At 69.8% G+C, this 25,044-nt stretch carries 13 protein-coding genes; 9 read left to right on the forward strand and 4 right to left on the reverse strand.

Translation table 11 applies throughout. The annotated features are described in order from the left end of the window. The coding region (locus tag ACIQ9G_RS15535) for an OmpL47-type beta-barrel domain-containing protein (protein WP_403609068.1) at window positions 1–801 on the reverse strand (801 nt) is incomplete at its 3' end. Window positions 802–1,364: 563 nt separating this feature from the next. Here ACIQ9G_RS15535 and ACIQ9G_RS15540 point away from each other — a divergent pair. The 3 genes from ACIQ9G_RS15540 to ACIQ9G_RS15550 all read left to right on the forward strand — a co-directional run bounded on the left by ACIQ9G_RS15540 (window position 1,365) and on the right by ACIQ9G_RS15550 (window position 7,252). Further along, a complete protein-coding gene (locus ACIQ9G_RS15540; RefSeq protein ID WP_403609070.1) occupies window positions 1,365–2,330 on the forward strand; it encodes a multicopper oxidase domain-containing protein in 966 nt (321 codons plus the stop codon). Window positions 2,331–2,619: 289 nt separating this feature from the next. Continuing rightward, window positions 2,620–6,672, forward strand: coding sequence for a ThuA domain-containing protein (locus ACIQ9G_RS15545; RefSeq protein WP_403609071.1), 4,053 nt, complete (start codon window positions 2,620–2,622; stop codon window positions 6,670–6,672). 340 nt (window positions 6,673–7,012) lie between these two features. Beyond that, window positions 7,013–7,252 carry a LuxR C-terminal-related transcriptional regulator gene (locus tag ACIQ9G_RS15550; RefSeq protein WP_403609073.1) on the forward strand — a complete coding sequence of 80 codons (240 nt, stop codon included), beginning with the start codon at window positions 7,013–7,015 and terminating at the stop codon, window positions 7,250–7,252. 134 nt (window positions 7,253–7,386) lie between these two features. On the opposite strand, the gene ACIQ9G_RS15555 is transcribed toward ACIQ9G_RS15550, so the two are convergent. Then, entirely contained in the window at window positions 7,387–8,556 is a 1,170-nt protein-coding gene (locus ACIQ9G_RS15555) for an ROK family protein (protein ID WP_403609075.1), read from the reverse strand. A 141-nt stretch (window positions 8,557–8,697) separates the two neighbouring features. Next, window positions 8,698–9,711, reverse strand: coding sequence for a TIM barrel protein (locus ACIQ9G_RS15560; RefSeq protein WP_403609076.1), 1,014 nt, complete (start codon window positions 9,709–9,711; stop codon window positions 8,698–8,700). A gap of 647 nt (window positions 9,712–10,358) precedes the next feature. On the opposite strand from ACIQ9G_RS15560, the gene ACIQ9G_RS15565 reads away from it, so the two are divergent. The 4 genes from ACIQ9G_RS15565 to ACIQ9G_RS15580 all read left to right on the forward strand — a co-directional run bounded on the left by ACIQ9G_RS15565 (window position 10,359) and on the right by ACIQ9G_RS15580 (window position 18,063). Continuing rightward, on the forward strand, window positions 10,359–12,830 hold the full coding sequence (locus ACIQ9G_RS15565) for a PQQ-dependent sugar dehydrogenase (RefSeq protein WP_403609078.1): 2,472 nt from the start codon (window positions 10,359–10,361) through the stop codon (window positions 12,828–12,830). A 364-nt stretch (window positions 12,831–13,194) separates the two neighbouring features. Then, on the forward strand, window positions 13,195–14,337 hold the full coding sequence (locus tag ACIQ9G_RS15570; RefSeq protein WP_403609079.1) for an alpha/beta hydrolase family protein: 1,143 nt from the start codon (window positions 13,195–13,197) through the stop codon (window positions 14,335–14,337). A 241-nt stretch (window positions 14,338–14,578) separates the two neighbouring features. Beyond that, window positions 14,579–16,357 carry an L-lactate permease gene (locus ACIQ9G_RS15575; RefSeq protein ID WP_403609080.1) on the forward strand — a complete coding sequence of 593 codons (1,779 nt, stop codon included), beginning with the start codon at window positions 14,579–14,581 and terminating at the stop codon, window positions 16,355–16,357. Between the two features lie 200 nt (window positions 16,358–16,557). Continuing rightward, window positions 16,558–18,063, forward strand: coding sequence for a hypothetical protein (locus tag ACIQ9G_RS15580; protein ID WP_403609081.1), 1,506 nt, complete (start codon window positions 16,558–16,560; stop codon window positions 18,061–18,063). Window positions 18,064–18,131: 68 nt separating this feature from the next. Here the strand turns inward: ACIQ9G_RS15580 and ACIQ9G_RS15585 are convergent, their stop codons facing one another. Next, on the reverse strand, window positions 18,132–22,868 hold the full coding sequence (locus tag ACIQ9G_RS15585; protein ID WP_403609083.1) for a multicopper oxidase domain-containing protein: 4,737 nt from the start codon (window positions 22,866–22,868) through the stop codon (window positions 18,132–18,134). Between the two features lie 443 nt (window positions 22,869–23,311). Between ACIQ9G_RS15585 and ACIQ9G_RS15590 the strand changes: the two genes are divergently transcribed. Both ACIQ9G_RS15590 and ACIQ9G_RS15595 read left to right on the forward strand, forming a co-directional pair. Then, window positions 23,312–23,977: a response regulator transcription factor gene (locus tag ACIQ9G_RS15590; RefSeq protein ID WP_403609084.1), complete on the forward strand. Its 666-nt coding sequence runs from the start codon at window positions 23,312–23,314 to the stop codon at window positions 23,975–23,977. Continuing rightward, window positions 23,967–24,998, forward strand: a complete 1,032-nt coding sequence (locus ACIQ9G_RS15595) for a sensor histidine kinase (RefSeq protein ID WP_403609086.1) — start codon at window positions 23,967–23,969, stop codon at window positions 24,996–24,998. The genes ACIQ9G_RS15590 and ACIQ9G_RS15595 overlap by 11 nt, the downstream gene beginning before the upstream one ends. Window positions 24,999–25,044: the final 46 nt, after the last annotated feature.

Consider the following 25,044-nt stretch of genomic DNA (forward strand, 5'->3'; position numbering starts at 1 on the left):
CACACCCGACTCCGCATCCGAAGCCGACACCGTCACCGTCGCACCGCCGACGTAATTCCCCGAAGCGTCCTTCGTCCCCGACACCGACGCCGACGTCTCCGGCGCGGTGGTGTCCTGCGGCGGAGCCGCCACCACCGCGAACGACACCGACTTCACCGCCGACGTATTACCCGCCCTGTCCGTCGCCCGGTACGACACCGTGTGCTCACCCACACCACTCACCTGCACCGGCGCCGAATAAGCCGCATACGCCCCACCATCGAGCGCGTACTCCACCGCGGCCACACCCGACTCCGCATCCGAAGCCGACACCGTCACCGTCGCACCGCCGACGTAATTCCCCGAAGCGTCCTTCGTCCCCGACACCGACGCCGACGTGTCCGGCGCGGTGGTGTCGTTCCCGGGGGCCGCGGTGACGGTCAGCTCACCCGACATCATGTGGCCGGGCATCGCGCAGTAGAAGTGGTAGACGCCGGGGCTCAGGGTGACCTGGGCCGTGTGCCGGCCTCCGCTGGAGTCCGAGGGGCTCGCCTGGATGTTGAGGTCGACGTCGGTGTTGTAGTCGGGGTTGGAGGTGTCGAACGTCAACGTGTGCGGCATGCCGGTCGTGTTGCCGGTCGCCGCGCTGTTCTCGAACACGATCGTCGCCGGGCCGGCCACCGCGGTGGTGGGGGCGGACGTATAGCCCATGTATCCGTCGCCGGCCGTCCAGGTGAGCACCTGGGTGTCCGCCGCGGCGGCGTCGCGGCTCCTCTCCGCGTAGGCGGCCGGCACGGCCAACGAGAACGCCGTGAGCAGCACGGCCACCAACGTCACGAACGCCGGACGGGGGCTGAACCGGCCCCGTGGCGCGGACTTCGAGGGGGGCGGATCCGTCTGGGCATGGAGCAGTCTTCTGAACACCGCTGCACCTTTCGGGAATCGCTGGTTGCGGTGCCCGCGCACGGATCCGCGGTCCCGCCGGGTGGACGACCAGCCGCCCGGACGACCGCGTAGGGGCCAGTCCGGCCGGGTGCCGCGCCGAGCTCGGTCCGGGGCGGCGGTGGCGCACAGTCCGTCACGTGGGCGCCTCGAGCTCAAGGCGGCCGAGAGGAACTGCGGGTGATCGCTCTCCTGGAGAGCGGCAACGATGCGAAGTTAGCGGTCTTTTGATGGACCGCCAAGGTCTATGACCACAACTCAACCAACTTTGACCTGAGTCTGGAAAAACTGGTGAGGCGCCGTTACGGTGAGCCCGTTCCGAGGCGCACTCCGCCTCCCCGAGCCGAGCCGGTCTCGGCCGTACCGGCGCATCTGACGCGCATCGCACCTCATGACCACCGAAACGCCTTCAGGCACCCACGCCTGTCGAGGATTGGAGAGCGATGACCGACTCAGGCGTAGGCACGCGACGCCTCTTGTCCCGGCGGTCCTTCGCCACCGGAGCCGCGGCGGCCGCCGTCGTCCCCGCGGTGCTCGGCAGCGCCGCCGCCGCGCCGCCCAAGGACCAGCCCACCGCGGGAGGCGACGGCGAGGTCCGCAACCTGACGCTGTACATGGAGAAGCTGCCGAACGGGGAGATGGGCTACGGCCTGCGCCCCGGTCAGGCGACGATTCCGGGCCCGCTCATCGAGCTGACCGAGGGCGACACCATGAACATCGAGGTGGTCAACAACCTCGACGTCGCCGCCAGCCTCCATGTGCACGGCCTGGACTACGACACCGCGAGCGACGGCACCAAGATGAACGACAGCGTCGTCCAGCCGGGCGCGCGGCGGACCTACGTCTGGCGCACGCACGCGCCGACCCGACGCCACGACGGGACGTGGGAGGCCGGAAGCGCCGGCTACTGGCACTACCACGACCACAACGTGGGCACCGAGCACGGCACCGAGGGCATCCGGAAGGGGCTGTACGGCCCCGTGGTGGTGCGGCGCAAGGGCGATGTGCTGCCCGACAAGCAGTTCACGGTCGTGTTCAACAACATGACGATCAACAACAGGGTCGCTCCCGACACCCCCACCTTCAAGGCCGTCCGGGGCGAGCGGGTGGAGTTCGTCGTGATCACCCACGGCGACTTCTTCCACACCTTCCACGTGCACGGCCACCGCTGGACGGACAACCGCACCGGGATCTGGCAGGGGCCTCAGGACGTCAGCCAGGTCATCGACACCAGGACCGCCGGCCCCGCGGACTCCTTCGGGTTCCAGGTGATCGCCGGCGAACGGGTCGGACCCGGTGCCTGGATGTACCACTGCCACGTCCAGAGCCACTCGGACATGGGGATGTCCGGGGTCTTCATGGTGACCGACGCCGACGGCACGGTCCCCGGAGACCCGCACCCCATGTAGCCGTGGCGGCCGGTGCCGCCCGTCCCGTCCCCCGTCCTCTGAGCCACGCCCGTCACACCTGACCGGACGGTCTGACGGGCGTGTACCACCCTGCCGCCGCTCGGTCCCGGGCCGTGAGGACCCGGGGGGGCCGCGATCCCACGAGTTCCGGCACCCCGGCCGTCTCCGGACGCCCCTGCGGCCGATCCGAATCCCCTCGCCCGGCGAGTTCCGGGCGAGGCCCGTGCGGCAGCCCTCGCTCCACCCCCCTGGCCACCCTCCCGTTGTCGGATCGAGTCAAGGAGCAACCATGGGCCGAAGAGACCGGTTCGCGCTGTCACGACGAAGCGGAGCACCGCCGTCGCGTCCCGCGTGGATCCCCCGCCAAGCCTCGCCCTGGCGCCGCGCGGTCGTCCTGCTGTCCAGCTCGGCGCTGGCACTGGGACTGTCCGCGCTTCCGGCGGTCCAGGCACAAGCGCAGCCACAGTCCGGACAGGGCCAGGACCAGGGCGTCGGCACCGAAGCGCCGGTGCGCGTCCTGGTCTTCCACGGACCGGCCGCCCAGCAGGTCGACCCGGTCGCGACCGCCGCCTCGGCGGTCAAGGAACTGGGGCAGAAGAACGGCTTCTCCGTGGACGAGGCGGACGATCCGGGCGTCTTCACCGCCGACCACCTCGCCCGCTACCGCGGCGTGGTCTTCCTGTCGGCCAAGGGCGTGACCCTCACCTCCGAGGAGGAGTCCGCGTTCCAGGCCTACGTCAAGGGCGGCGGCGGCTTCGTCGGCGTCCACGACGCGGCGCGGGCGGACGCCGACTCCAACTGGTTCACCGGCCTTATCGGCACGCGCCCGGCCTCCAGCCTTTCCGCATCCGAGAAGGTGGCCGGGGTCACGGCGAGCGACGACAACCCGCCCAACGAGACGAAGGACAAGCTGTTCGACGGCAGCAACACCACCAAGTGGCTGGCTCACCAGCCGACCGGCTGGGTCACGGCGAAGATGGACCACGCGGTCGCGGTGGCCCAGTACGCGCTGACGTCGGCCAACGACTATCCGGGCCGGGACCCCAAGGACTGGAACCTCCAGGGCTCGCAGGACGGGAACACCTGGAAGACGCTGGACACCCAGACCGGCCAGAACTTCCCGGACCGCTTCGAGACCAAGCAGTACAAGTTCGCCAACACCACGGCCTACCAGTACTACCGGCTGAATGTCACCGCCAACTCCGGTGAGCCGCTGACCCAGTTGGCCGAGCTGCGGCTGTTCGGGGCCGACCCGGCCCCCGCACCGGAGACCAAGGTGCAGCAGGCGGTCGTGGACGTCACCGACCGCCGGCACCCGGCGAACAAGGGCCTGCCGCTGAAGTGGACCCGGTCCGACCAGTGGATGAACTGGGACCCGAACCCGGACGGCAAGGTCCAGACGGTCGCCCAGGTCGAGGAGAACTCCTACGACGCGGGGCCCGCGGGCAACGGCCCGTTCCACCCGGTCTCCTGGTGCCGGGACTACGACGGCGGCCGGTCGTTCTACACCGGCATGGGCCGCACCGGGGACAGCTACACCTCGGACACCAAGTTCCAGAGCCATCTGCTCGGCGCCATCGAGTGGACGACCGGCATGGTCCGCGGCGACTGTCAGGCGACCATCGCGTCGAACTACTCGGTCGAGCGGCTGACGGGCAAGAACCAGCCGGGCCAACTCGACCAGATCGGCGAGCCGCACGGTCTGACGATCGCCCCCGACGGCAAGGTCTTCTACATCGGCAAGGCGGCCTGCCCGAGCGGCCCGATCCCCGACTGGAACGACCCCGAGGTGGGCCTGGGCTGCGGCACGATCCACCAGTGGGACCCCAAGACCAAGCAGGTCAAGCTGCTCACCACGCTCGACGTGATGGGCAACCGGGGCAGCGGCAGCGAACTGGTCAAGAACGAGGAGGGCTTGGTCGGCATCACGCTCGACCCCAAGTTCGAGCAGAACGGCTGGATCTACGTCTACTGGATGCCGCACGAGTCGGTCGACCGGGACAAGCAGACGGGCCGGCGCACCGTCTCGCGGCTGACCTACGACTTCAAGGACCAGTCGATCGACAAGAGCACCCGCAAGGACCTGCTGCACTGGACCGCTCAGATCCACAGCTGCTGCCACACCGGCGGAGGCATGACCTTCGACAACGACGGCAATCTCTACGTCGGCGTCGGTGACGACAACTCCTCGCAAGGTGCCGGGGCCGGCTACTCCGGGAACAACTGGACCCAGGACTACAAGGGCCTGTCCTTCCAGGACGCGCGCCGTACGGCCGGCAACACCAACGACCTCAACGGCAAGATCCTGAGGATCCACCCCGAAGCCGACGGCACCTACACGATCCCCAAGGGCAACCTGTTCACCGGCCAGGAGGAAGGCGGCGGCAAGACCCGCCCGGAGATCTACGTCATGGGTGTCCGCAACATCGCGCGGATCGCCTGGGACAAGACCAACAACTGGCTGACCGCGGCCTGGGTCGGCCCCGACGCGCCGACACCCGACCCGGAGCTCGGCCCGGCCAAGTACGAGACCGCGACCATCATCACCTCCGCGGGCAACCAGGGCTGGCCGTACTGCATGGGCGACAGGCAGCCGTACCGCGACCGCAGCAACACCGACGCCAGTGTGCTGACCGGCTGGTACGACTGCGACCACCTGAAGAACACCTCGCCCCGCAACACCGGTCTCGTGGACATCCCGCCGGCCCGCGACAACATGATCTGGTACTCGCCACAGGGCGGCGGCGTGGTCTACCCCGAGCGCAGCGACGGCAGCGGGCTGCCCACGTACGTGCAGAGCGACGAGAAGTACATCGAGCCCTACCTCAAGGGCGGCGGCCAGGCCATCATGGACGGCCCGACCTACCACCGCTCGGAGGTGGACACGGGCAGCGGTGTCGCCTGGCCCTCCTACTGGGACGGCAAGTGGTTCATCGGTGACGAGTCCAACGCCGGCAACCGCGTCGCGGTCACCGTCGACCAGGACAAGGTGAAGGACCAGGGCCCGCCGGTCTTCGGCGAGGACCTGCGCAAGATCCTCCCCGGCGGCAGCGGGGACAACAAGGTCCAGAGCTGGATGGACGCCAAGTTCGGCCCGGACGGCGCGCTCTACATGCTCGACTACGCCGGGGGCTTCTTCAGCCTGGACCCGAACCAGAAGCTGGTCCGCGTCGCCTACCACGGCGGTCCGGCCACGCCGAACCCGAGCGACGCCTCGGGCCGTCCGGTCGCGCAGAGCAAGCCGCGGACGATCCAGTTCTCGGCCGCCAAGGCGGGTGGCATCGCCTGGGAGTGGGACTTCGGTGACGGCAGTCAGCCGTCGCACGAGCCCAACCCCACGCACACCTACGCCTCATACGGCACCTACCACGCCACACTCAAGGTGACCTACGCCGACGGCGAGAAGTCCACCGGGAAGATCGACGTGACGGCGGGCTGCACGGCGCCCGACGCCCGTCCCACAGTCTGGCTGCTCGACAGCGACACCGGCGTGGCCAACCACAAGGCCGGCGGCGGGTGCACGGTCAACGACCTGATCGACGACGAGGGCACCTGGGCGAACCACGGCGCGTTCGTCAGCAACGTCAACGACCTGGTGGACCAGTGGCGCAAGGACGGTGTCCTCGACAACCACGAGGCGGCGACCCTCAGCAAGGCCGCCGCCCAGTCGCCGATCGGCAAGACGCCCGGATACAAGTCCGTCTTCGACGGATCGGCGGCGAGTCTCGCCGATTGGAGCCAGGCGGGCGCAGGGGAGTTCTCGCTCCTGCCGGACGGCACCATGCGCAGCTCCGGCGGCATGGGCATGCTCTGGTACAGCAAGCGGGAGTTCAAGGACTACTCGATCCGGCTGCAGTTCCGGGACATCGCTCCGGACGGCCACCGGGCCAACAGCGGTGTCTTCGTGAGATTCCCCGACCCGCGGACGCCACTGGACCAGCGGCCGGCCGGCAGCTGCGGCACTCAGGGATCGGCTCGCACCGCTCCGGAGTGGGTGGCGATCTACTGCGGCAACGAGATCCAGATCTACGACGGTGACACCGGCGAACCGCAGAAGACCGGCTCGGTCTACAACTTCGATCCGCTCGGCCTGGACCAGGCGAAGGCCACCCCGAAGGACCAGTGGAACGACTACGAGATCCGGGTCGTCGGGCAGCACTACACGATCATCCGCAACGGCGTGGTGATCAACGAGTTCGACAACACGCCCGGCAAGTCGTCGTCGCGTGCGGGCGATCCGCCCACGGACCTGCGTCAGTTCCTCAGTGGCTACGTGGGGTTGCAGAACCACAGTGACAACGACCTGATCGAGTTCCGCAACATCCGGGAGCGGGACCTGTAAGCACGGGGCGTTCGGTGCCGGGCTCGGGGCGGCGTTCCCGAGTCCGGCTCCACTGCGAGCCGGTGTGCACCCACCCGCCGGCGACGAGCCGTTCGGCCGCCGGGTCGAAGCGTTCGATCCGGCGGAAGTTTTCGTGTAGAGCACACCAAACCCGGACCCATGCAGCGGCGCCACCCTTGACCCTGCGCACGCGAACAGTTACCCAGGCTACAGCAGTTACACAGGCGAAACGTTCATAGGCGATTGACACCCCGCGGTCGATCACGGGTTCTGGCCTCCTGTCCGGGCGGCGGCCTTCCCCGCGTTCCCTGCCGGCCGCACTCGGCGAAGGAGGACGAAAGTGTCCACGCTCAGCTACGAGACGGACCGGCACCCCGAGCCTGACAACGTTGCCTTGCGCGGCGACGAGGTGCACCTGCTGTCGCTCCTGGCAACCGGTCTGCCGGTCGAGTCCGTCGCCCGACGGCTCCATGTCTGCCCCCGTACGGTGCGGCGACGCTGCCGAGGCGTCTGCGACAAGATCGGCGTCAGCAGCGTCATCGAGGCCGTCGCGTGGGCGGCGCGGCGCGGCCTGATCTGAACCCGCCCCCGAGAACCCCGGAAGTCCCCCACGCTGCCGCGCCCCTCGGGGGGCGCGGCAGGGCGCGAACGGGTCCGGCCGGCCGGGCGCGGCCGCCGGCCGCAGGGGCGCCGCGCACTCGAGCGACCGAGGGCTCAGCCCGGGGGGCCGCCGTAGGCCAGCTCACTCGCCAGCACGGCGGCGCCGACCACCCCGGCGCGAGCGCCCAGTTCGGACAGCACGATCGGGAGGTCGCCGGTGGCCAGCGGCAGCGACCGCTGGTAGACGACGCTGCGGAGCTCCGCCAGGAGGATGTGCCCGAGATCGGCGAGATCACCGCCGATGACGATCATGGACGGGTTCATGAAGCTCACCAGCCCGGCGAGCACCTGGCCGACCCGCCGCCCCCCGGCCCGGACGATGCCGATGCAGACGGCGTCACCGGCCGCCGCGCCGTCGGCGACGTCGCGGGCGGTGAGGAAGCCCCTGGCCGCCAGGCGCTCCGCCAGCACCGGGGACCGGTCCCCGTCCGCGGCGGACTCGGCATGGCGCGCGAGCGCCTCCCGGCTGAAGTGCGCCTCCAGGCAACCGGCGTTCCCGCATAAGCAGACCGGACCGTCCGCCTCGACCTGGATGTGGCCGATGTCCCCGGCGCAGCCCGTGGCACCACGGTAGACGCGGCCGTCGATCTGCACTCCGCAGCCGATGCCGCTGCCGATCTTGACGAAGATCAGGTTGTCGACGGTCCGGGCGACACCGCTGTGCCGCTCGCCCAGGGTCATCACGTTGACGTCGTTGTCGACGGCTACGGGGCAGCCGTGCTCGCCGGAGAGCACGTCGCGGACCGGATGGCGGTCCCATCCCGGCATGATCGGCGGGGAGACGGGGACGCCCTCGCGGAAACTCACCGGTCCGGGCAGGCCGACCCCGATGGCGTCCAGCCGCGTGAAGTGGCCCTCGGCACGGATTTTGTCCAGGATCTGCGTCACCCGTCCCAGGACTGCCTCCGGACCGGTGCGGATGTCGCAGTGCTCGCCGTGCGACGCCACCGCCCGCAGGCAGCCGTCGGTGACTTCGACGCCGACCGAGCGGGCGTCGAGGTCGATCGCGGCGAAGCGCAGGCCGGGGTGCAGTTTCACGAGGGTGGAGCGGCGTCCGCCGCGGGAGTCCGTCAGACCCGCCTCCACGATCGTCCCCGCCGCCGTCAGGCGGTCGAGCTCGGCCAGCACACGCGGTCGCGGCACCTTGAGCAGGCCGGCCAACCGGGCGCGGGACTGCGGCCCGTGGTCGCGCAGCAGGGCGAGCAGACCGTACTGGACGCTCACTTCGCTCACCTCCTGGTGGAAGGCACTGCTCGCCGGGTCACGTGGTCCGGGCCGACGAGGGCGTGAGAGACGTCCGCCCCGTTCCGCCGCCGGCTCCGGCACCAGCCGGGGGAAGCGGTGGAACGGGGCGGTGACGGCAGGTCAGGAGAGCAGGTCCGCCAGCGCCGTGTAACTGCGCTGCGCCGCTCCGAACGAGCCGGGCGGGTTGGGCTGGGTGCCGGGGGCGGTGTCCTGCTCCCAGATGCCGTGGTGGTTGCCGAAGGGACCGATCGCGTGGATGAACCGCTCGTAGGGCATGTCGCCGGCGCCGAATTCGGTCATGTCGTATCCGTCACCGACGTTGGGGTCGGACTTGCCGTCCTTCATGTGGAACAGCGTGTACCGGTAGGGGTGCTCGCGCACGTACGCGGCGGGGTCGAAGCCGGGGTAGCGGTACTGGCCGACGAACGCCCAGTACACGTCCATCTCGAGGTACACGTGGGCGGGGTCGGTGTTCTCCAGGAAGACGTCGTACAGACGCACCGCCGGCTGGTCCGAGGCGAAGGCGAACTCCGCCCAGTGGTTGTGCTGGTAGAGCTTGAGCCCACGCGCCGACGCCGCCGCGCCCCATCTGTTGAAGTCCTCCGCGGCCGCCTGGTAACCGGCGACCGTGGCGGTGTCCGAAGGGGCGTTCGGGGTCCCGATGTTCGGCATGCCGAGGGTCTGGGCGTGGTCGAGCTCCTGCTGCAGGTTGCTGCGGAAGCTGCCGATGCCGATGTGGCTGCCGATGGCCCGCAGGCCGTTGTCGTCGAGCAGCGTGCGGATCTCCTGGAGGGTGATCTGCCGGCCGAGGATGGACGGGTCCTGGGTGTAGCCGGCGAACTCGACCTCCTTGAAACCCATCCGCGACAGTTCCTCGAAAACGACGCGGAAGCCGAGTTGGTAGACCTTGTCACGGACGCTGTAGAGCTGGATGCCGATGGCGTCCCTGGGGATGCTCAGGCCGGCGCCGTGCTGCTGGGCACCGGGGCCGGGCGTCTGGGCGGCGGCGGGGAGCGCGCCGGCGAAGGTCGCCGCACCGATGGCCACGGTGCCTGCGGCTGCCGCGCGCAGGAAGCCTCTGCGGTCGAAGTCATGGGCGAACTGACCCATCATCACTCCTTCGTTGTGGAACACCGGGCCGCGGTAGGCCGCGGCGGGGGCCGTCAGGGGGAGACGCCCTCGCCCGGCGTCCGGGCGGGGTGGTCGTAGGGGGCGTTCGTCGGCCTGGAACGCCTGGCGGACGGGCGGTCGGCGGAACGGCTGGCGGGGCGACGAAGTCACGCGCGGTGAGCGAGGGCGGTACGGCTGCCCCCGCGCGTTCTCACCGGGGACCGCGTGACGGCGACGGGACGGCCTCGACGAATCCTCAAAGGACGATGAACGCCTGAGACCGCCGATAGTTCATCACGAACCGCCATGACTTTTCACCAGACCAGCAAAAGATGTGGCCACTTCAGGCCATGAAACGCGGCTACTGAGCAGTACATCCTTGACAGTCCATGGTCATGGCCCACACGCTCATGACGCTTCTTCAGGGGGCCGCGAACCCCGCCGGGCCCTCGCTCCACGTCCCACCCCGGACCGCGCGACCACATCCGCCTCCGTCCAGTCGCACGACTCCGGAGACCGGTTGCCGGCGGCGTGAACACCAGGGCCCCTGTCCACTCCACCGGCGAACCGGCACGTGCCGGCACGGACATCCGGACCCGTCCCGCGATCCCGCGCGACGAAGGCGCTCGCACGACGTCCATCGCAGTGCTCCGAGAGAGGTAGGCAGCCACGTGCGTACACCAGCAAGCCGACTACTCGCCGCCACGCTGAGCGCAGCGCTCAGCGTGGGGGCCGCGGTGGCCGGATCGACGTCCGCGCACGCGCGGACCCAGGCATCAGGCAGAACGGCGGCCTCCACCACGGCCGCGGCTTCCGACTTCCAGCAGGTCACCCTCGCCAAGGGACCGGACCAGGTGGGTGAGCCCATGGGCTTGGCGGTGCTGCCCGACGGCAGCGCCCTGCACACCTCCCGTGAAGGCACCGTCTACTACACGACCCTCGACGGTCTCACCGACGTGGCGGCGAAGCTGTCGGTCTACACCCATGACGAGGACGGTCTGCAGACCATCGCGATCGACCCGCACTTCGCCAAGAACCACTGGGTCTACGCGTACTACGCGCCGAAGCTCGACACTCCCACGTCCAACGCCCCGGACAACGGAACGGCCGCCGACTTCGCGCCCTACAAGGGCTACAACCAGCTCTCCCGGTTCACCTTCGCCGACGGCAGGCTCGACCTGTCGAGCGAGAAGAAGATCCTCCAGGTCGGCACCGATCGCGGGCAGTGCTGCCACGTGGCGGGCGACATGCACTTCGACGGCGACGGCAACCTGCTGCTGAGCACCGGCGACGACTCCAACCCGTTCGCCTCCGACGGCTACGACCCCATCGACCGGCGGCCCGACCGCAACCCCGTCTACGACGCGGAGCGTTCGACGTCCAACACCAACGATCTGCGGGGCAAGCTGCTGCGGATCAAGGTGCACGACGACGGCACGTACACGGTCCCGGACGGCAACCTGTTCCCGAAGGGCACCGCGAAGACCCGTTCCGAGATCTACGCGATGGGCTTCCGCAATCCCTTCCGGTTCAACGTCGACAAGAAGACCGGCGTCGTCTACCTGGCCGACTACGGCCCGGACGCCGGCAGCGCGAACCCGCAGCGCGGGCCGGAGAACACCGTCGAGTACAACCGGATCACCAAGGCCGGTTACTTCGGATGGCCGTACTGCATCGGCGACAACACGCCGTACGTCCAGTACGACTTCGCCACGAAGACGTCCGGCCGGCCCTTCGACTGCGCCCACCCGGTGAACGACGCTCCCCTGAACACCGGCCTGAAGAACCTGCCGCCGGCGCAGCCGGCCTGGATCTGGAACCACTACGCGGGCAACCCGAAGTTCCCCGAACTCGGCGGCCAGGGCGCGCCGATGGGCGGCCCCGTGTACAACTACGACTCGGGGCTGAAGTCGGCGGTCAAGTTCCCCCGGAGCTATGACAACCAGTTCTTCGCCTACGAGTTCAGCAAGCACTGGATCAAACCGATCTCCTCCGACAGCAGCGGAGAGATCCAGTCGATCGACACGCTGACCAACGGCAGGGACTGGGCCCACCTCGTGGAGCCCATCGACACCGAGTTCGGGCCGGACGGATCGCTGTACGTGCTCGACTACGGCAGCGCGTGGTTCGGCGGCTCTCTGGACGCCGGGCTCTACAAGATCGAGTACGCGCCGGGCGACAAGGCGCCGACCGCGGTGATCAAGACCGACAGCTCGTCGGGCAAGGCTCCGCTGGCGGTCAAGTTCGACGGTACGGGCTCGACCGACCCGGAGAACGACAAGCTGACCTACGCGTGGGACTTCGACGACGACGGCAAGACCGACTCCACGAGTGCCGACCCGACGTTCACCTACACCGCGAACGGCCAGTACCACGCCAAGCTCACGGTGAGCGACCCGAGCGGCAGGACGGGCGTCGCCGCAGTCCTGGTCACGGTGGGCAACACCGCGCCTGTGCTGTCGTTCTCCCAGCCGCCGAACGGGCTGACGTTCAAGGACGGGGACCAGGTCGCGTGGAAGGTCGACGTGACCGACCCGGACGGCACCCCGGTGGACTGCTCCAAGGTCCAGGTCAGCTACTCCCTCGGCCATGCCATGCACTCCCACAACCTCGCGCAGGCGACGGGGTGCAGCGGTACGTTCTCCATGACCGCGGCGGGCCACACCGACGCCGACGACTTCTACGGCATCTTCTCGGCGAGCTACACGGACGCCTCCCCGACCGCCGGCGTACCCGATCTCACCGGCACGGCACAGATCGTCCTGCAGCCCAAGGCCCGGCAGGCCGAGTTCTACCGCACGCAGTCCGGCGTGCAGACGAGTTCCGACGCCAATGCCCAGGGCAACGCGGCGGTCACGTCGATCGACAACGGTGACTGGATCGAGTTCGACCCGTACGACCTCCAGGGTGTGAGCAAGATCGACTTCCGGGCCGCGTCCAGCGGTGCCGGCGGCACCATCGAGGTCCACACCGACGCGCCCGACGGCCCGCTGGCCGGCACGGCGACGGTCGGCGACACCACCGGCGCCTACACGACGGTCGGTACACCGGTGACCGACCCGGGCGGGACGCACAAGCTGTACTTCGTCTTCAAGGGCGGCAGCGCGGACCTGTTCCGCCTGGACTCCTTCACGATGAGCTGACCCGGCCGCCCCGTCCGCCCCGCCGGGCCGTCACCGACGGCCCGGCGGGGCGGTCTGTCTCGTACGGCCCGCACGACAGGCAGACGGACCGGACGGCGTACTTCCACGTGCCTGCCGCTCATGGCGACGCCAAGGTGGGACAGGAGAGGCCTGTCGAAGGGAGCGTCCGCCCGTGGGAATCCCGAGCCCGCATCACTTCATGGGGACGGGCACAGACCGAGGGCCGCGCCGGCCGGGGCGCCCCCGGCTGCGCACCGCAGCGGTCACGCTCGCACTCGCCGCGGCGGCGGGCTGTTCCGTCTCCGGCCCGGCGAGCCGTACCGCGACGTCCCACGTCGCGGCGGACCGGCGTGCGACACCGGCCGTGACCAGGGCGAACCACACCTACCAGGTACCCGATCCGCTGCCCGCCGCGGAGCCGGGCATGCTGATCGCGGCCACGGACCACGGCCCCGACGCACGGCTGGAGGACGCGCGGCGCTACACGGTGCTGTACCACTCCACCAACGCGCACGGCGCGGACATCGCTGTCAGCGGGACCGTACTGCTGCCGTCGGGCACCCCTCCCCGGCGGGGTTGGCCGGTGGTCTCCTGGGCGCACGGAACCACCGGTGTGGCCGACGCCTGCGCCCCCTCCCAGTCGCCGAACCTGGGCCTGGACGTCTTCGCCCAAGAGCTGCGGGCGCTCCTTCGCGCCGGGTACGCGGTCGCCGCCTCGGACTATCCCGGACTGGGTACCCCGGGCCCGCACACCTATCTGGTCGGCGCGGACGAGGGCAACGCCGTGGCCGACATCGTCACCGCGGCTCACCAGCTCGCACCCGTCCTGGCGCCGGTGTGGTTCGCGGTCGGGCACTCACAAGGGGGGCAGGCCGCACTGTTCGCCGCCCACGCCGAGCGCCGGACGGGCGCCCAGCGCCTCGGCGCGGTGGTGGCCGTCGCCCCCGCGAGCCACCTGGAGGCGATGCTCGCGGGGGTGAAAACCTCCCACGTGCCCAGCGAGCTGTCCTTCGCCTTCTACTCACTCGTCGGCCTCGCAGCCGCCGAACCCGGTGGCCGTGCGGTGGATCTGCGTTCGCTCCTGGGGCCCTCGGCAGCCGCCACGGCCTCCCGGGTCATCGCCGACTGCGTGACGGACAGCGACCCCGCCCTCAAGGGGGTGAACACCGAGGAGATGCTGCCGCTGCAAGGGGACCGGCTGCGGCGCATGAGCACGCGGATGGGCGCCTACGGCGACCCGGACCGCGCCCCCGTCACCGTCCCCACGCTGGTCGTCCAGGGTGGCGCCGACGAGGACGTGCCGCCCGCCTGGACCGACGAAGTCGTAGCCCACCTGCGTCGTCCGGGCTCCCCCGCGCTGGTCTACCGCACCTACCCCGGTGCGGGCCACAGTCAGGTCCTGGGCCGGTCCGTCTGCGACCTCCTGGCCTTCCTCCAGGCCCACGGCGGAACCCGGCCCGGGACATGCGTCCCGCCTGCCGGCAACAGCGGCATCGGCGTCGGCTGAGCCCTCCTCTTGCGAGCTGCGGTCCCACCGGCCGCCGCTCCGTCATGTCGGCCTCTTCTGACGGGACTTCGTCTGCAACCTGGGCCACCTGTGACCCTTGACACAGCTCCGGCATCACTGCACCCTTCCACCATTCGGTTGGTGTCTACCGAGGAGCGGAATCGACTCCGTCCTCAACTCCTCGGAGTGCCCGCAGGATGCCCCTCGCCCACACCGTGCAGGCGCCAGAAAAGGGTGCTACATGATCCTTGCCAACTACCAGCAGAACTACAGTCCGGTGGGCCATTCGCTCGGACTGTCGTCCATCGTCGCGATCCTCCCGCTGCTGGTCCTGTTCGTGCTGCTCGGTGTGGTGCGGATGAAGGCGTGGCTCGCCTCGCTGATCTCCCTCGCCGTCGCCGTGGTGCTCGCGGTGACGGTGTACTCGATGCCGCTCGGCGACGCGCTCGACAGCGGGCTGCTGGGTGCCGCGTTCGGACTCTTCCCGATCATGTGGATCGTCATCAACGCGATCTGGATCTACAACCTCACCGTCGAGACCGGTCACTTCGACGTGCTGCGCCGGTCGTTCGCGTCGATCAGCGACGATCAGCGGGTGCAGGCGATCATCATCGCCTTCTCCTTCGGCGCCCTGCTGGAGGCGCTGGCGGGATTCGGCACGCCCGTCGCGATCAGTGCGGTCATGCTGATCGCCCTGGGCTTCAAGCCGCTCAAGGCGGCCACCGTCGCGCTGGTCGCCAACACCGCGCCCGTGGCGTTCGGCGCGATAGCCGTGCCGATCACCACCCTGGCGGGCGTCACCGGCCTGCCCGTGGAGGACCTCGGCGCGATGGTCGGCCGGCAGACGCCGATCCTGGCGCTGTTCGTGCCGCTGGCCCTGGTGTTCATCGTGGACGGCCGGAGGGGGCTGCGGCAGACCTGGCCGCCGGCGGTGGTGTGCGGTGTGTCCTTCGCGGTCTTCCAGTTCCTGTCCGCGAACTTCTGGTCCGTGCCGCTCGCCGACATCGTCGCCGCGCTCGCCTCCGCGCTGGCGGTCCTGGCGTTCACCCGGGTGTGGCACGCCGAGGAGACGTACCAGGAGAGCGACGAGGACGGCGGCGCCGGGGGCACCGGCGGCTCCCGCCGGCCACCGGCCTCCGGGGGCGAAGCGGTCGCGGGCGGCGGCGAGTTCGTGGACTCGCGGGTACTGACCCGGGCCCGCGCGGACGCCGGCCGGGACACGCACGACTCACCGCGGGAGGTCTTCAAGGCCTACGCGCCCTACCTGGCCATCATCGTGGTGTTCGTTCTGGCCACCCGCGTACCGGCGATCACCGGCAAGGCACCGACCAAGGTCGGCGAGACCGGCACCGGTCTCGATTCGGTGACCCGCATCGTCAACTGGCCGGGTCTGCACATCCTCAAGGCGAACGGCGACCCGGTCGCCACCACCTTCAAGCTCAACTACCTCTCGGCGGCCGGGACTCTGCTGCTGATAGCCGGGCTGATCAGCATGGCGCTGCTCCAGGTCGGCCCGCGCCGCGCCCTGCGCGCCTACGGACGCACCCTGGACCAGCTGAAGTTCGCGGTGCTCACCGTCATGCTGGTGATCGGGCTCGGCTACATCATGAACGAGTCCGGTGAGACCACCACGCTGGGTCTGTGGGTGGCCGGGGCCGGCGGGGCCTTCGCCTTCCTCTCACCGATCCTCGGCTGGCTGGGCGTCGCCGTCACCGGCTCCGACACCTCCTCCAACTCCCTCTTCGGCGCCCTCCAGATCACCGCCGCCCACCAGGCCGGCCTGTCGCCCACCCTCATGGCCGCGGCCAACTCCTCCGGTGGCGTGCTCGGCAAGATGATCTCCCCGCAGAACCTCGCCATCGCCGCGGCCGCGGTCGGTTTCGAGGGCCGTGAGGGGATCCTCTTCCGGCGGGTCATCGTGTGGAGCGTGGTCTTCATGCTCTTCATGTGCGTGCTGGTCTACCTGCAGAGCACACCGGCGCTCGACTGGATGGTGGTGGGCTCTCCGGCAGCCAGGTGAGCAGCCGTCGCCGACCCAGTCCCGCATGCGAGCCGGCGGCACCCGCAGCGACCTTATTTTGATCGTTGTTGACAGGACGAGCCTATCGGCGCGGCAATACCGAGGGATAGCCTCGCCCCGTCCGCGCCCCCCTGTGCCACCACCCCCCACCTGAGGGGGCGGACACGCAAGTCCCCTTTCCATCTGAAGGAAGGACTCTGATGGCACGCACCATCAGACGGTGGCTGCTCGCGGGGGTGGGCACACTCGGCCTCGCAACGGCGGGCGCCGTACCCGCGACGAGCGCCGCCCACCAGGCAACCTATCCGCACGTTCGGCCGACCGTCGCCGACTACACGCAGTTGACGAACAGCCAGACCCCACCGACCCAGTCCCAGTGCGCGTCGGTGGGACGCCGCTGCTTCACCCCCCAGGCCATCCAGGCGGCCTACAACGTAGGCCCGCTGCACTCAGCCGGAGACGACGGCCGCGGGCAGACGATCGCCATCGTCGACTCCTACGGCAGCGACACCATGGCCCACGACCTGCACGTCTTCGACAAGGCGTTCGGCATCGCATCCATGTGCGGGGAAGAGGGCGTCACCTGCGCGCCCGGCATGCCGACCTTCAGCGAGCTTCATCTGCAGGGCTCACCCGCCACCAAGGCACCCCCGTCCACGAGCAACTCCCCCGGACAGGAGGACAAGAGCGCGTGGGCGCTGGAGGTGGCTCTCGACGTCGAGACCGCCCACGCCATGGCACCCGGCGCCAACATCCTGCTGGTCAGCACTCCCACCGCCGAGACCCTCGGGGTACAGGGCTTCCCCCAGATGATGGCTGCCGAGCAGTACGTCGTCGAGCATCACCTCGCGACCGTCATCTCCCAGTCGTTCGCCTCCGCGGAGGGCGCCTTCCACACCGCCCAATCGCTCGAGAACCTGCGCTACGCCTACAAGGCGGCGGCACAGAACGGTGTCACCGTCCTCGGCTCGTCGGGTGACGACGGAAGCGCCGGCTCGGTCAAGACGCCGGTGGGCCAGGGCGGCTCGACCCTCTCCGACCCCGCCGTCGAGTGGCCCGCGTCCGACCCGCTGGTCACCGGGGTCGGCGGCACGTACCTGTGCACCGACCCGACCGCCACCAGCGGCAGGGTCGTCGACAGCGTCTCCCCGCCGGGGGTCTGCCAGAAGGCCCCCGGGCAGTCGGAGATCGGCTGGATCGGCTCGGGCGGCGGCTCCAGCAGCGTCTTCGCCAAGCCGGACTACCAGTCGGGCGCGCTGCCGGCCGGCAGCACCTCCATCGGCGCGATGCGCGGCGTCCCGGACATCTCCCTCCAGGCGAGCCCGTCGACCGGAGCGCTGGTGTACCTGTCCCTCCCGCCCGACGGCCAGGGCGGGCTGAAGTGCGGCAGCACACCGTGCAGCACGGGCTGGTACGACATCGGCGGCACGTCGCTGGCATGTCCCGAGTGGGCGGGCCTGGTCGCCATCGCCGACCAGATCAACCGCGGTGGACTCGGACTGATCAACCCGGCTCTGTACAAGCTCGCGTCGAACCCGGCCACCTACGGTACGGACTTCAACGACGTCACCGTGGGCAACAACACCGCCGAGGCCTCCGTCCCGGGCTACCCGGCCACCGCAGGATGGGACCCCGTCACGGGACTGGGCACGCCGAACGCGGCGAAGCTCCTGCCCGACCTCGTCGGCGCCGTCCACGGCGGCTGACTCCGTCTGGTGCATTTACACGGGGCTTCCCGCCGCCGGCCGGCGGCGGGAAGCCCCGTGTAGGTCACTCAGAGACGAGCGGGATCCTTCCCCTTCACCGCCCCGCGCAGCGCCACGGCCACCCGGAGCTGATCCGAGACGGACTTCACCGTCATGCTCGGGAACTCGCTCCCGTATCCGACCGTGTTGAGCGCGGCGATCCGGTAGACGTACGACGTCTTCACGGAGCCCGTCGGGTCGACGAAGGTGCGGCTCCCATGGGTGTTCGGCTGGTTCAGCGGGGAGCCGACCGTGCCGACGTCGTCCCATGTGGTGCCGTCCGTCGAGCGCTGGACGACGAAGGACGTCTCGTTGATCGAGTTGTCCTGCCACTGCAACTGGTTGCGGGCCTTGGAGCCGTTGCCCACGACGGTGGACGTGAGCCCGCTCGCCTTCAACGGCGGCAGCGCCAGCGACTCGGGACGCATCATGTCCATCTCCTCGTGGCTGAGGATGTGGCAGTGGATGACGTACTCCCAGCCGAAGTTCACCAGCTTGTTCGTGATGGCCGCCGTGGGGTTGCCCTGCGGATCGACGTTGTTGAACATCGACGTGTCACCGTCCGGCATCGCCGGGTTCAGCGGTCTGACGGAGTTCGGCACCTCGAAGGGTGTCGTCGGCACGACCGGCCGCAGGGCGACGATCGTGTCCTCCAGCGGGCTCATCCGCACCGTGTCCTTCCAGCCCAGCTCGTTGGCGTCCGGTTTGATGACGATGTTGTCCCAGGTCACCCGGTTGAGGAGTTGGACGTCGTACAGATGGAAGTGCAGCGGGTGCGTGTCCACCCCGTTGTGGGTGAACCGCCAGATCTGCGTCCCGTCCGCGGTGGATCCGATGGGCGTCACCTTCATGTCCCCCTTGGGGAGATCGGTGCCGTCGATCAGCTCGGTCTGCGGGTTGACGTACGGGTACAGCGTCACGTTCTGGGCGCCCGGTGTGGGTGGTTGCGCCTCGACGCCGAGCGTGGCCTGCATGCGGCCGAAGTCGTCGAACGTCGTCGCGTTCATCTCGTCGTGGATGGCCTTCGGCTGGAGTGGCATCGTCGACTTGGCGGCCGGTGACTTGAGTGTGTTGAAGCTGAACTTCGAGGTGTCGTTCACCCGGACGAGGCCGTCGCAGGTGTTCACCGTCGTGTTGGTGACGTTGCAGTTGCTGCTGGCGGCGAAGTTCGTGCCGTAGGCCGAGTTGTAGGCCGCCTGTCCGACGATCACCGGGTTCTGCCCCGACTCGAAGACGCCGGAGCCGTCCGCGTGGTGCTTGAAGGCGGCCTGCAGCTTGGTCAGGTCGAACGCCGGGGCCGGGGCGGTGTCCGCGATGGTCACCTGCATCACGGTGCGGGTGTTGGGACCGTACCCCGGCATGATCCCGGGTGCGCCGACCGGGCTGAGGTCGGGTGCGCCCGTGTAGTAGTCGTATGACGCGACGCGCGCCGGATAGGCCGCGGGAGCGTCGTTGTAGAGAATGAGGGTCTTGCCGGCGAACTTCGAGAAGTCCACCAGGACGTCGGCCCGCTCGGCCGGCGCGAGCGCCAGCGAGTGCTTGTCCACGTTGCCGACGTCGAAGCGGGTCGGGTCGGTGATCCAGGTCGTCGGCTGCTGACCGTCGATGACGGCCGGCGCCGGCAGGAAGCCGCCCTCGTTGGCGATCTGGACCCAGTCCGGTCCGGCGGCGTCGTTGCCGGCGTCCACCGGGGTGGGCGACACGTTGGGGTCGGTCTGCGCGGCCTCCAGCTCGTTCGGCTTCAGCGCCACCTCGGTCGTCCCGTCGCCCAGCTTCGGGTCGGCGGTGTACCACTGGAAGTTGAAGAACCGGTCGTTGGCGGCGTTGAGCAGCCGCATCCGGTAGGTCTTCGGCTGAAGCGTCACCTTCGGATAGGCGACCCCGTTGACGATGGGCGTGTCGTTGAACTGCTCCATGCCCATCGAGATGTTCGGCGTGCCGGGGATCTGCTCCGGCTCGCAGTAGGGGGCGTCCTGGTACTGCCAGGTCGACTCGTCGTCGAGCTTGCACTTCGGGTCGTAGTACGGGTTCGCGATCGGCCCGTACTTGGTGTCGCCGGCCGGCGGCCAGAACCACGGCCCGTACATCCAGCGCCCGTACGAGCTCATGCCCGACGGGTCGCCCGGGTTCTGCGCGGGCATGTAGACGTGGTGGTACCAGAAACTGCCCTTGGTGCCCCAGCGTTGGCTGTTCCAGGTGGGGTCCTGGCCGTAGGACACCGTCTTGCCGTTCGCGTCCTTCTGGTCCTTGAGCTGCGCGTCGTCGGGTACGAAGGTGCGGTCCTGGACGAGCAGCGGGAGCGTCGAATCCGCGTCGGGAATCGTGCCGCTGCCGACCAGCGCCTTCTCGGTGTCGTCGGTGATGGTGTAGCCGGCGGCCTCACCGGCGTACACGTTCAGCCGGGTGATGCCGTAGGAGTGGTCGTGGTAGAACATCAGCCGCGCACTCTGCTGGTTGGTGTAGTAGAACGTCGAGCAGCCGTCGTCCTTCGCGGCGCAGAGCTCCGCCCCGGCGCCGTCCTTCATGTCCGGCGCGTTGCGCACGCTGACGCCCTGCGGCCAGTCCGTGTTCTCGCCGGCCGGGGTGATCCACTGGTGCGGGGTGCCGTCGCTGATCCACGGTGTGATGCCGCCGTGCAGGTGCAGCGTGGCCCGGTTGTCCTTGAAGCAGCTGGTCTTGTCGTTCGTGCACTCCGGGTTGCGCACCTCGTCGGTGACGGTGGCGTCGTTCTTCGGCGCGGGCATCGCCATCGGGCCCATGCCGGAGCCCATCCCGGTGCTGTCGACCGGCAGGAACAGGTCGCCTTCGGCGCCCTTCGGGAGCAGGTTGCGGAACACGACGCGTACCGGCCGGTCCTTGGTCGCGGCGATGATCGGGCCCATCCACTGCGGTGAGGTCACACCCGTGTACGGCAGTTGTTGCCTGGTGCCGTCCATCAGCTCGTTGTACAGGGGCACCTTCCGTCCGGGCACGGCGTCCGTCGACAGCTGGACGTAGCCCCGCACCAGGGTCGGCGGCAGGTCCGAGGAGAACCGGGTGCGGTACTGCACGAGACCGATGACGTATTCGTCGGCCGGCTTGCCGCTGGTGGTGACGGACTCGGGCACCGCCAGGGGGATGAACTTGTCCGACGGCTTCGTCGACGGTTCCTCGAGCTGCGGAACGTCCGGACAACCCGTACCGTCCGCCTTGGGGTCGCAGGTCGTCGGGAGCTGGTCCTGGAACTTCTTCATCCCGACCGAGAGGTACCCGGCCCCCGGGTCGGTGACCTTGACGCCGGTGATCGCGCCGACGCTCGTCACAGCCTCCGCCGTGGCCCCGGAGCCTCCCTTCGACGTCGGGTCCGTGACGGTGACTTCGGGTGTCCCGGTGTAGCCGGAGCCGATCGTGTCGACGGTGAGCGCCACCAGTTTCAGGGTGCTGGAGACGGTCGCCGGTGTCGCGCCGGGAATCGGGTCGGCCGCCGTCCCGTTGCGGATCGTGACGCCGGGCGCGCTGCTGTAGCCGCTGCCGGGGTCGTCCACGGTCACCTTCGAGACGCTGCCGTCGGCGGCCAGGTCCGCCGCCTCGACATGCCCCTTGGCCACGGTGCCGTTCGGGTCGTCGGGGAGGTCGAAGTCCACCGTCGGCATGGTGTAGCCCGACCCGCCGTCCTTGACCGTCACGGCGTCCACCCCGCCGGACGCCGTCGCCGCGGCACCGCTGCCGCCACCGCCGGTGATGCCGACCGAGAAGCCGCCGTAGCCGCTGCCCGCCGCGCCGACGGTGAGGGCGGTCACGCCGCCGGTCGACTGGACGGTCGCCGTGGCGGCCGCCGCCGTGGTGCCGCCGTCGACGGTGACGGAGGTCCCGTCGGCGGTGTAGCCGTGGCCCGGCGCGGTCACCTCGATGCCGGCGATGCCGCCGGTCTGCGGGTCCACCGTGGCCGTCGCTTCGGCGCCGGTCCCCGCCGGGACCACCTGGGCCCCGAAGGAGTACGTCCGGTCCTGGGACGGGTAGAGCGGGTAGTCCTTCGAGTCGACCGTCACCGTGCCGCCCTCGGCCGGGGGCACGTTGACCGGCGCAGACGCCGAACTGTCGACGCCGGCCGGGTACATGAAGGTGTCGGTGCCGGACGGCACACCGGTGTCGACCGGGACGCCCTCGCCGTAGAAGCCGATGACGTCACCGGCCCGGACGGTGACGTCGGGGACGTCGTACGTCGCGACCTCCCCGTCCGTGGAGCCCGGCTTGGGCACCGTCTTCAGCCCGCTGTCGGCCACCACGGTGTACTGCTTCGGTGTGTCCGTCGGCCGCAGGACGTAGGCGTGGAAGACGCCGCCCTCGGATGCCGTGGGGCTCCCACCCGGTGTGGTCTGGTTCCAGGTCCGGAAGTTCTTGAGGGTGCCCTTGGGCAGCGGAGACCCGGCCAGGACGACGAACACCGGTCCGAGTTCGCCCGGCGGCGTCGCGTAGTCGGTCGCGTAGGCCCGGTCCGTCAGCTTGTTCCCCACCGACATCGCGGTGGAGGTGATGGCCACCTTGGCCTTCGACAGGGTCAGCGGGCTGTTGGCCCAGTTCGGCCAGGGACCGAAGTAGTGCGGGACCTTCGTCTCGTCCCTCGCGCTGCTCGGCCCGGCGGAGGCGGCCGCCTGCGCCGCCCGCGCCTCCTGTGCCGGCGACGGCGGCAGGCCCAGCAGGACCGCTGTCGTCGCCCCGACGCCGATCAGCGATACGATCCGCCGTCTTCGCCTTTCCCACGGCCTCGTTGCTTGTCGCGTGAACACGCCTTCTCCCTCCCCTTGGTGACCCGTCCGCCGTCGCGTGCGGGTCCGACCCCCCTTGGCCTGGCGGGCGGCAGCGGGCACGAGGGCACGAGTCGCTGCCGTCGGCCGGTGGCGTGATCCACAGGGGCCGCGCGACAAGTGTCCGGCCGGCCTCCGAGTGGGTGGGCGAAGATGACGAGCCTCTCATCGAGTTGTCATGACTGCGGCGCGACGCCCCGCACTGCGCCGGACATCGGCACACCTGGCATCATCACCCCAAGTAGCGGAGGAATTGCACTAAGTGGCGAACATTCGGCTTCGGTGGGCACCGAAACGGGGCGATCCCGGCACCTTCGCGAAATCGCCTGCGGAGCACCGGGGCGGCGCCTACAAAGGTTGCGGGGACAACCGCAGATGACAGCTCAGGGGACTCTGTCATCTCGCGCGGGGGGAGGGTGGCCGTCATGGCTCGGGTACTGGTCGTCGAGGACGAGGCGCGGCTGTGTGCCTATCTCACCCGCACACTTGGGGCGGACGGTCACCTCGTCGACAGCGCGAGGTCCGGTCCGGACGCCGTACGCCGCCTGCGCGACAGCGAGTTCGACCTGGTCGTGCTGGACCTCATGCTGCCGGGGTTCGACGGTTTCGAGGTGATGCAGCGTGCCTTCGACCGACGACCCGACCAGCGGGTCCTCGTCCTGTCCGCCATGATGGACGTCGCGACGCGGGTCCGTTGCCTGCAGATCGGGGCCATCGACTTCCTCGGCAAGCCCTTCGCGACGGCGGAGTTGGTGGAGCGGGTCCGCACCAGGCTCCGTACGCCGTCGACCAGCGTGTCCCAGCGGTGGCTTCGGATCGGGGAGGTCGTCCTCGACCTCGAGCGGCAGATCCTCAGCCTCGGCGGGAGGGACGTACCCCTGTCGCACCGGGAGTTCATGCTGCTCGGCCATCTCATGCGGCGAGCCGGACAGGTGTGCAGCCGGCGTGAGCTCCTCGCGAGCGTCTGGGGCTACGCCGACGATCCCGGAAGCAACGTGGTCGACGTGACGGTCCGCCGGATCCGCGGCAAGGTGCCCAGGCCGGTCATCGAGACGGTGCGCAATGTCGGGTACGCGTTCAGTGCCGGCTGAGCGGCGGCGTCTCGTCTTCGTCGGCTGGGTGCTTTTCGCCGCGTGCAGCCAGCTGCTGCTGTTCGTGGTGCCCGCCCTCGAGGCCGTGGCCTTCCACCTGGTGTGGATCAGCATGTCCATCGTCTACGGCGTCCAGGGCTGGTCGCCCCGGCGTACGGCCGTCGTGCTGGCCGTGGTCACCCTGGTCACGGGGACGACGCTGGGCGAGTTCGTCGCGGAGGGCCACGCCGGCTGGGACGAGCTCGCCGAGGTGCCGCTGATGGCGCTGGTGTTCCTCGCCATGGTCTGGCACGTACGCCGACGGGCCACCGCCCTCGCGGAGACCCGGAGCCTCGTCGAGCGGGAGCGTCGCGCCCAGGAGCTCAAGGAGCTGTTCGTCCGGACCTGCTCGCACGAGATGCGTACGCCGATCACGGTGGCCCGCTGCTACGCGGAGATGGTCCAGAACGAGCTGCCGAGCCCACAGAGCAAGGAGGACCTCGACGTCGTGCTGGACGAGCTGGACAAGCTCGGCCGCCTCTCCGGGCGCCTCCTCGCACTGGCCGACGCCTACGAGTCCACCGAGTTCGACTGGGGCCCCGTCGACCTCGGCTCGCTCCTGCGGCGAACCGCCCAGCGGTGGCGGCCGGCCTCGGACCGGGACTGGCTCCTGGACGCGCCGTCCGTCCTGGTCGACGGCGACGAGTCCCGGCTCGAGGCCGCCCTCGACGCCCTGGTGGAGAACGCCGTGAAGTTCACCGCGGAGGGGGACGCCATCGCACTGCGCTGCCGGGCGACCCGCGACGGTGCCGTGGTCGACGTGGAGGACGCCGGCATCGGTTTCGCCCGTTCGCAGTCCGACGACGGGAGCGGCCTGCCGCAGTCCTCGGATCGCCCCGGCACGGGGCTCGGCCTGGCCATCGTCCGGGCCGTCGTCGAGCGTCATGGCGGAGGCCTCGCCGTCGTGTCCGAGCGGCCGGGCGGCTCGCTGCTCCGCATGGAACTGCCGCGGCGACCACCGGCCGCCGAGCCGAGGCCGTAGGCGCGGCCACGGCGACTCGCCTCAGGCGAACGCAGCCTCGAGGGTG

Origin of the sequence: Streptomyces sp. NPDC096152 (genome assembly GCF_044763235.1) — a bacterium.
In the GTDB taxonomy this organism is placed as follows: Bacteria; Actinomycetota; Actinomycetes; order Streptomycetales; family Streptomycetaceae; genus Streptomyces.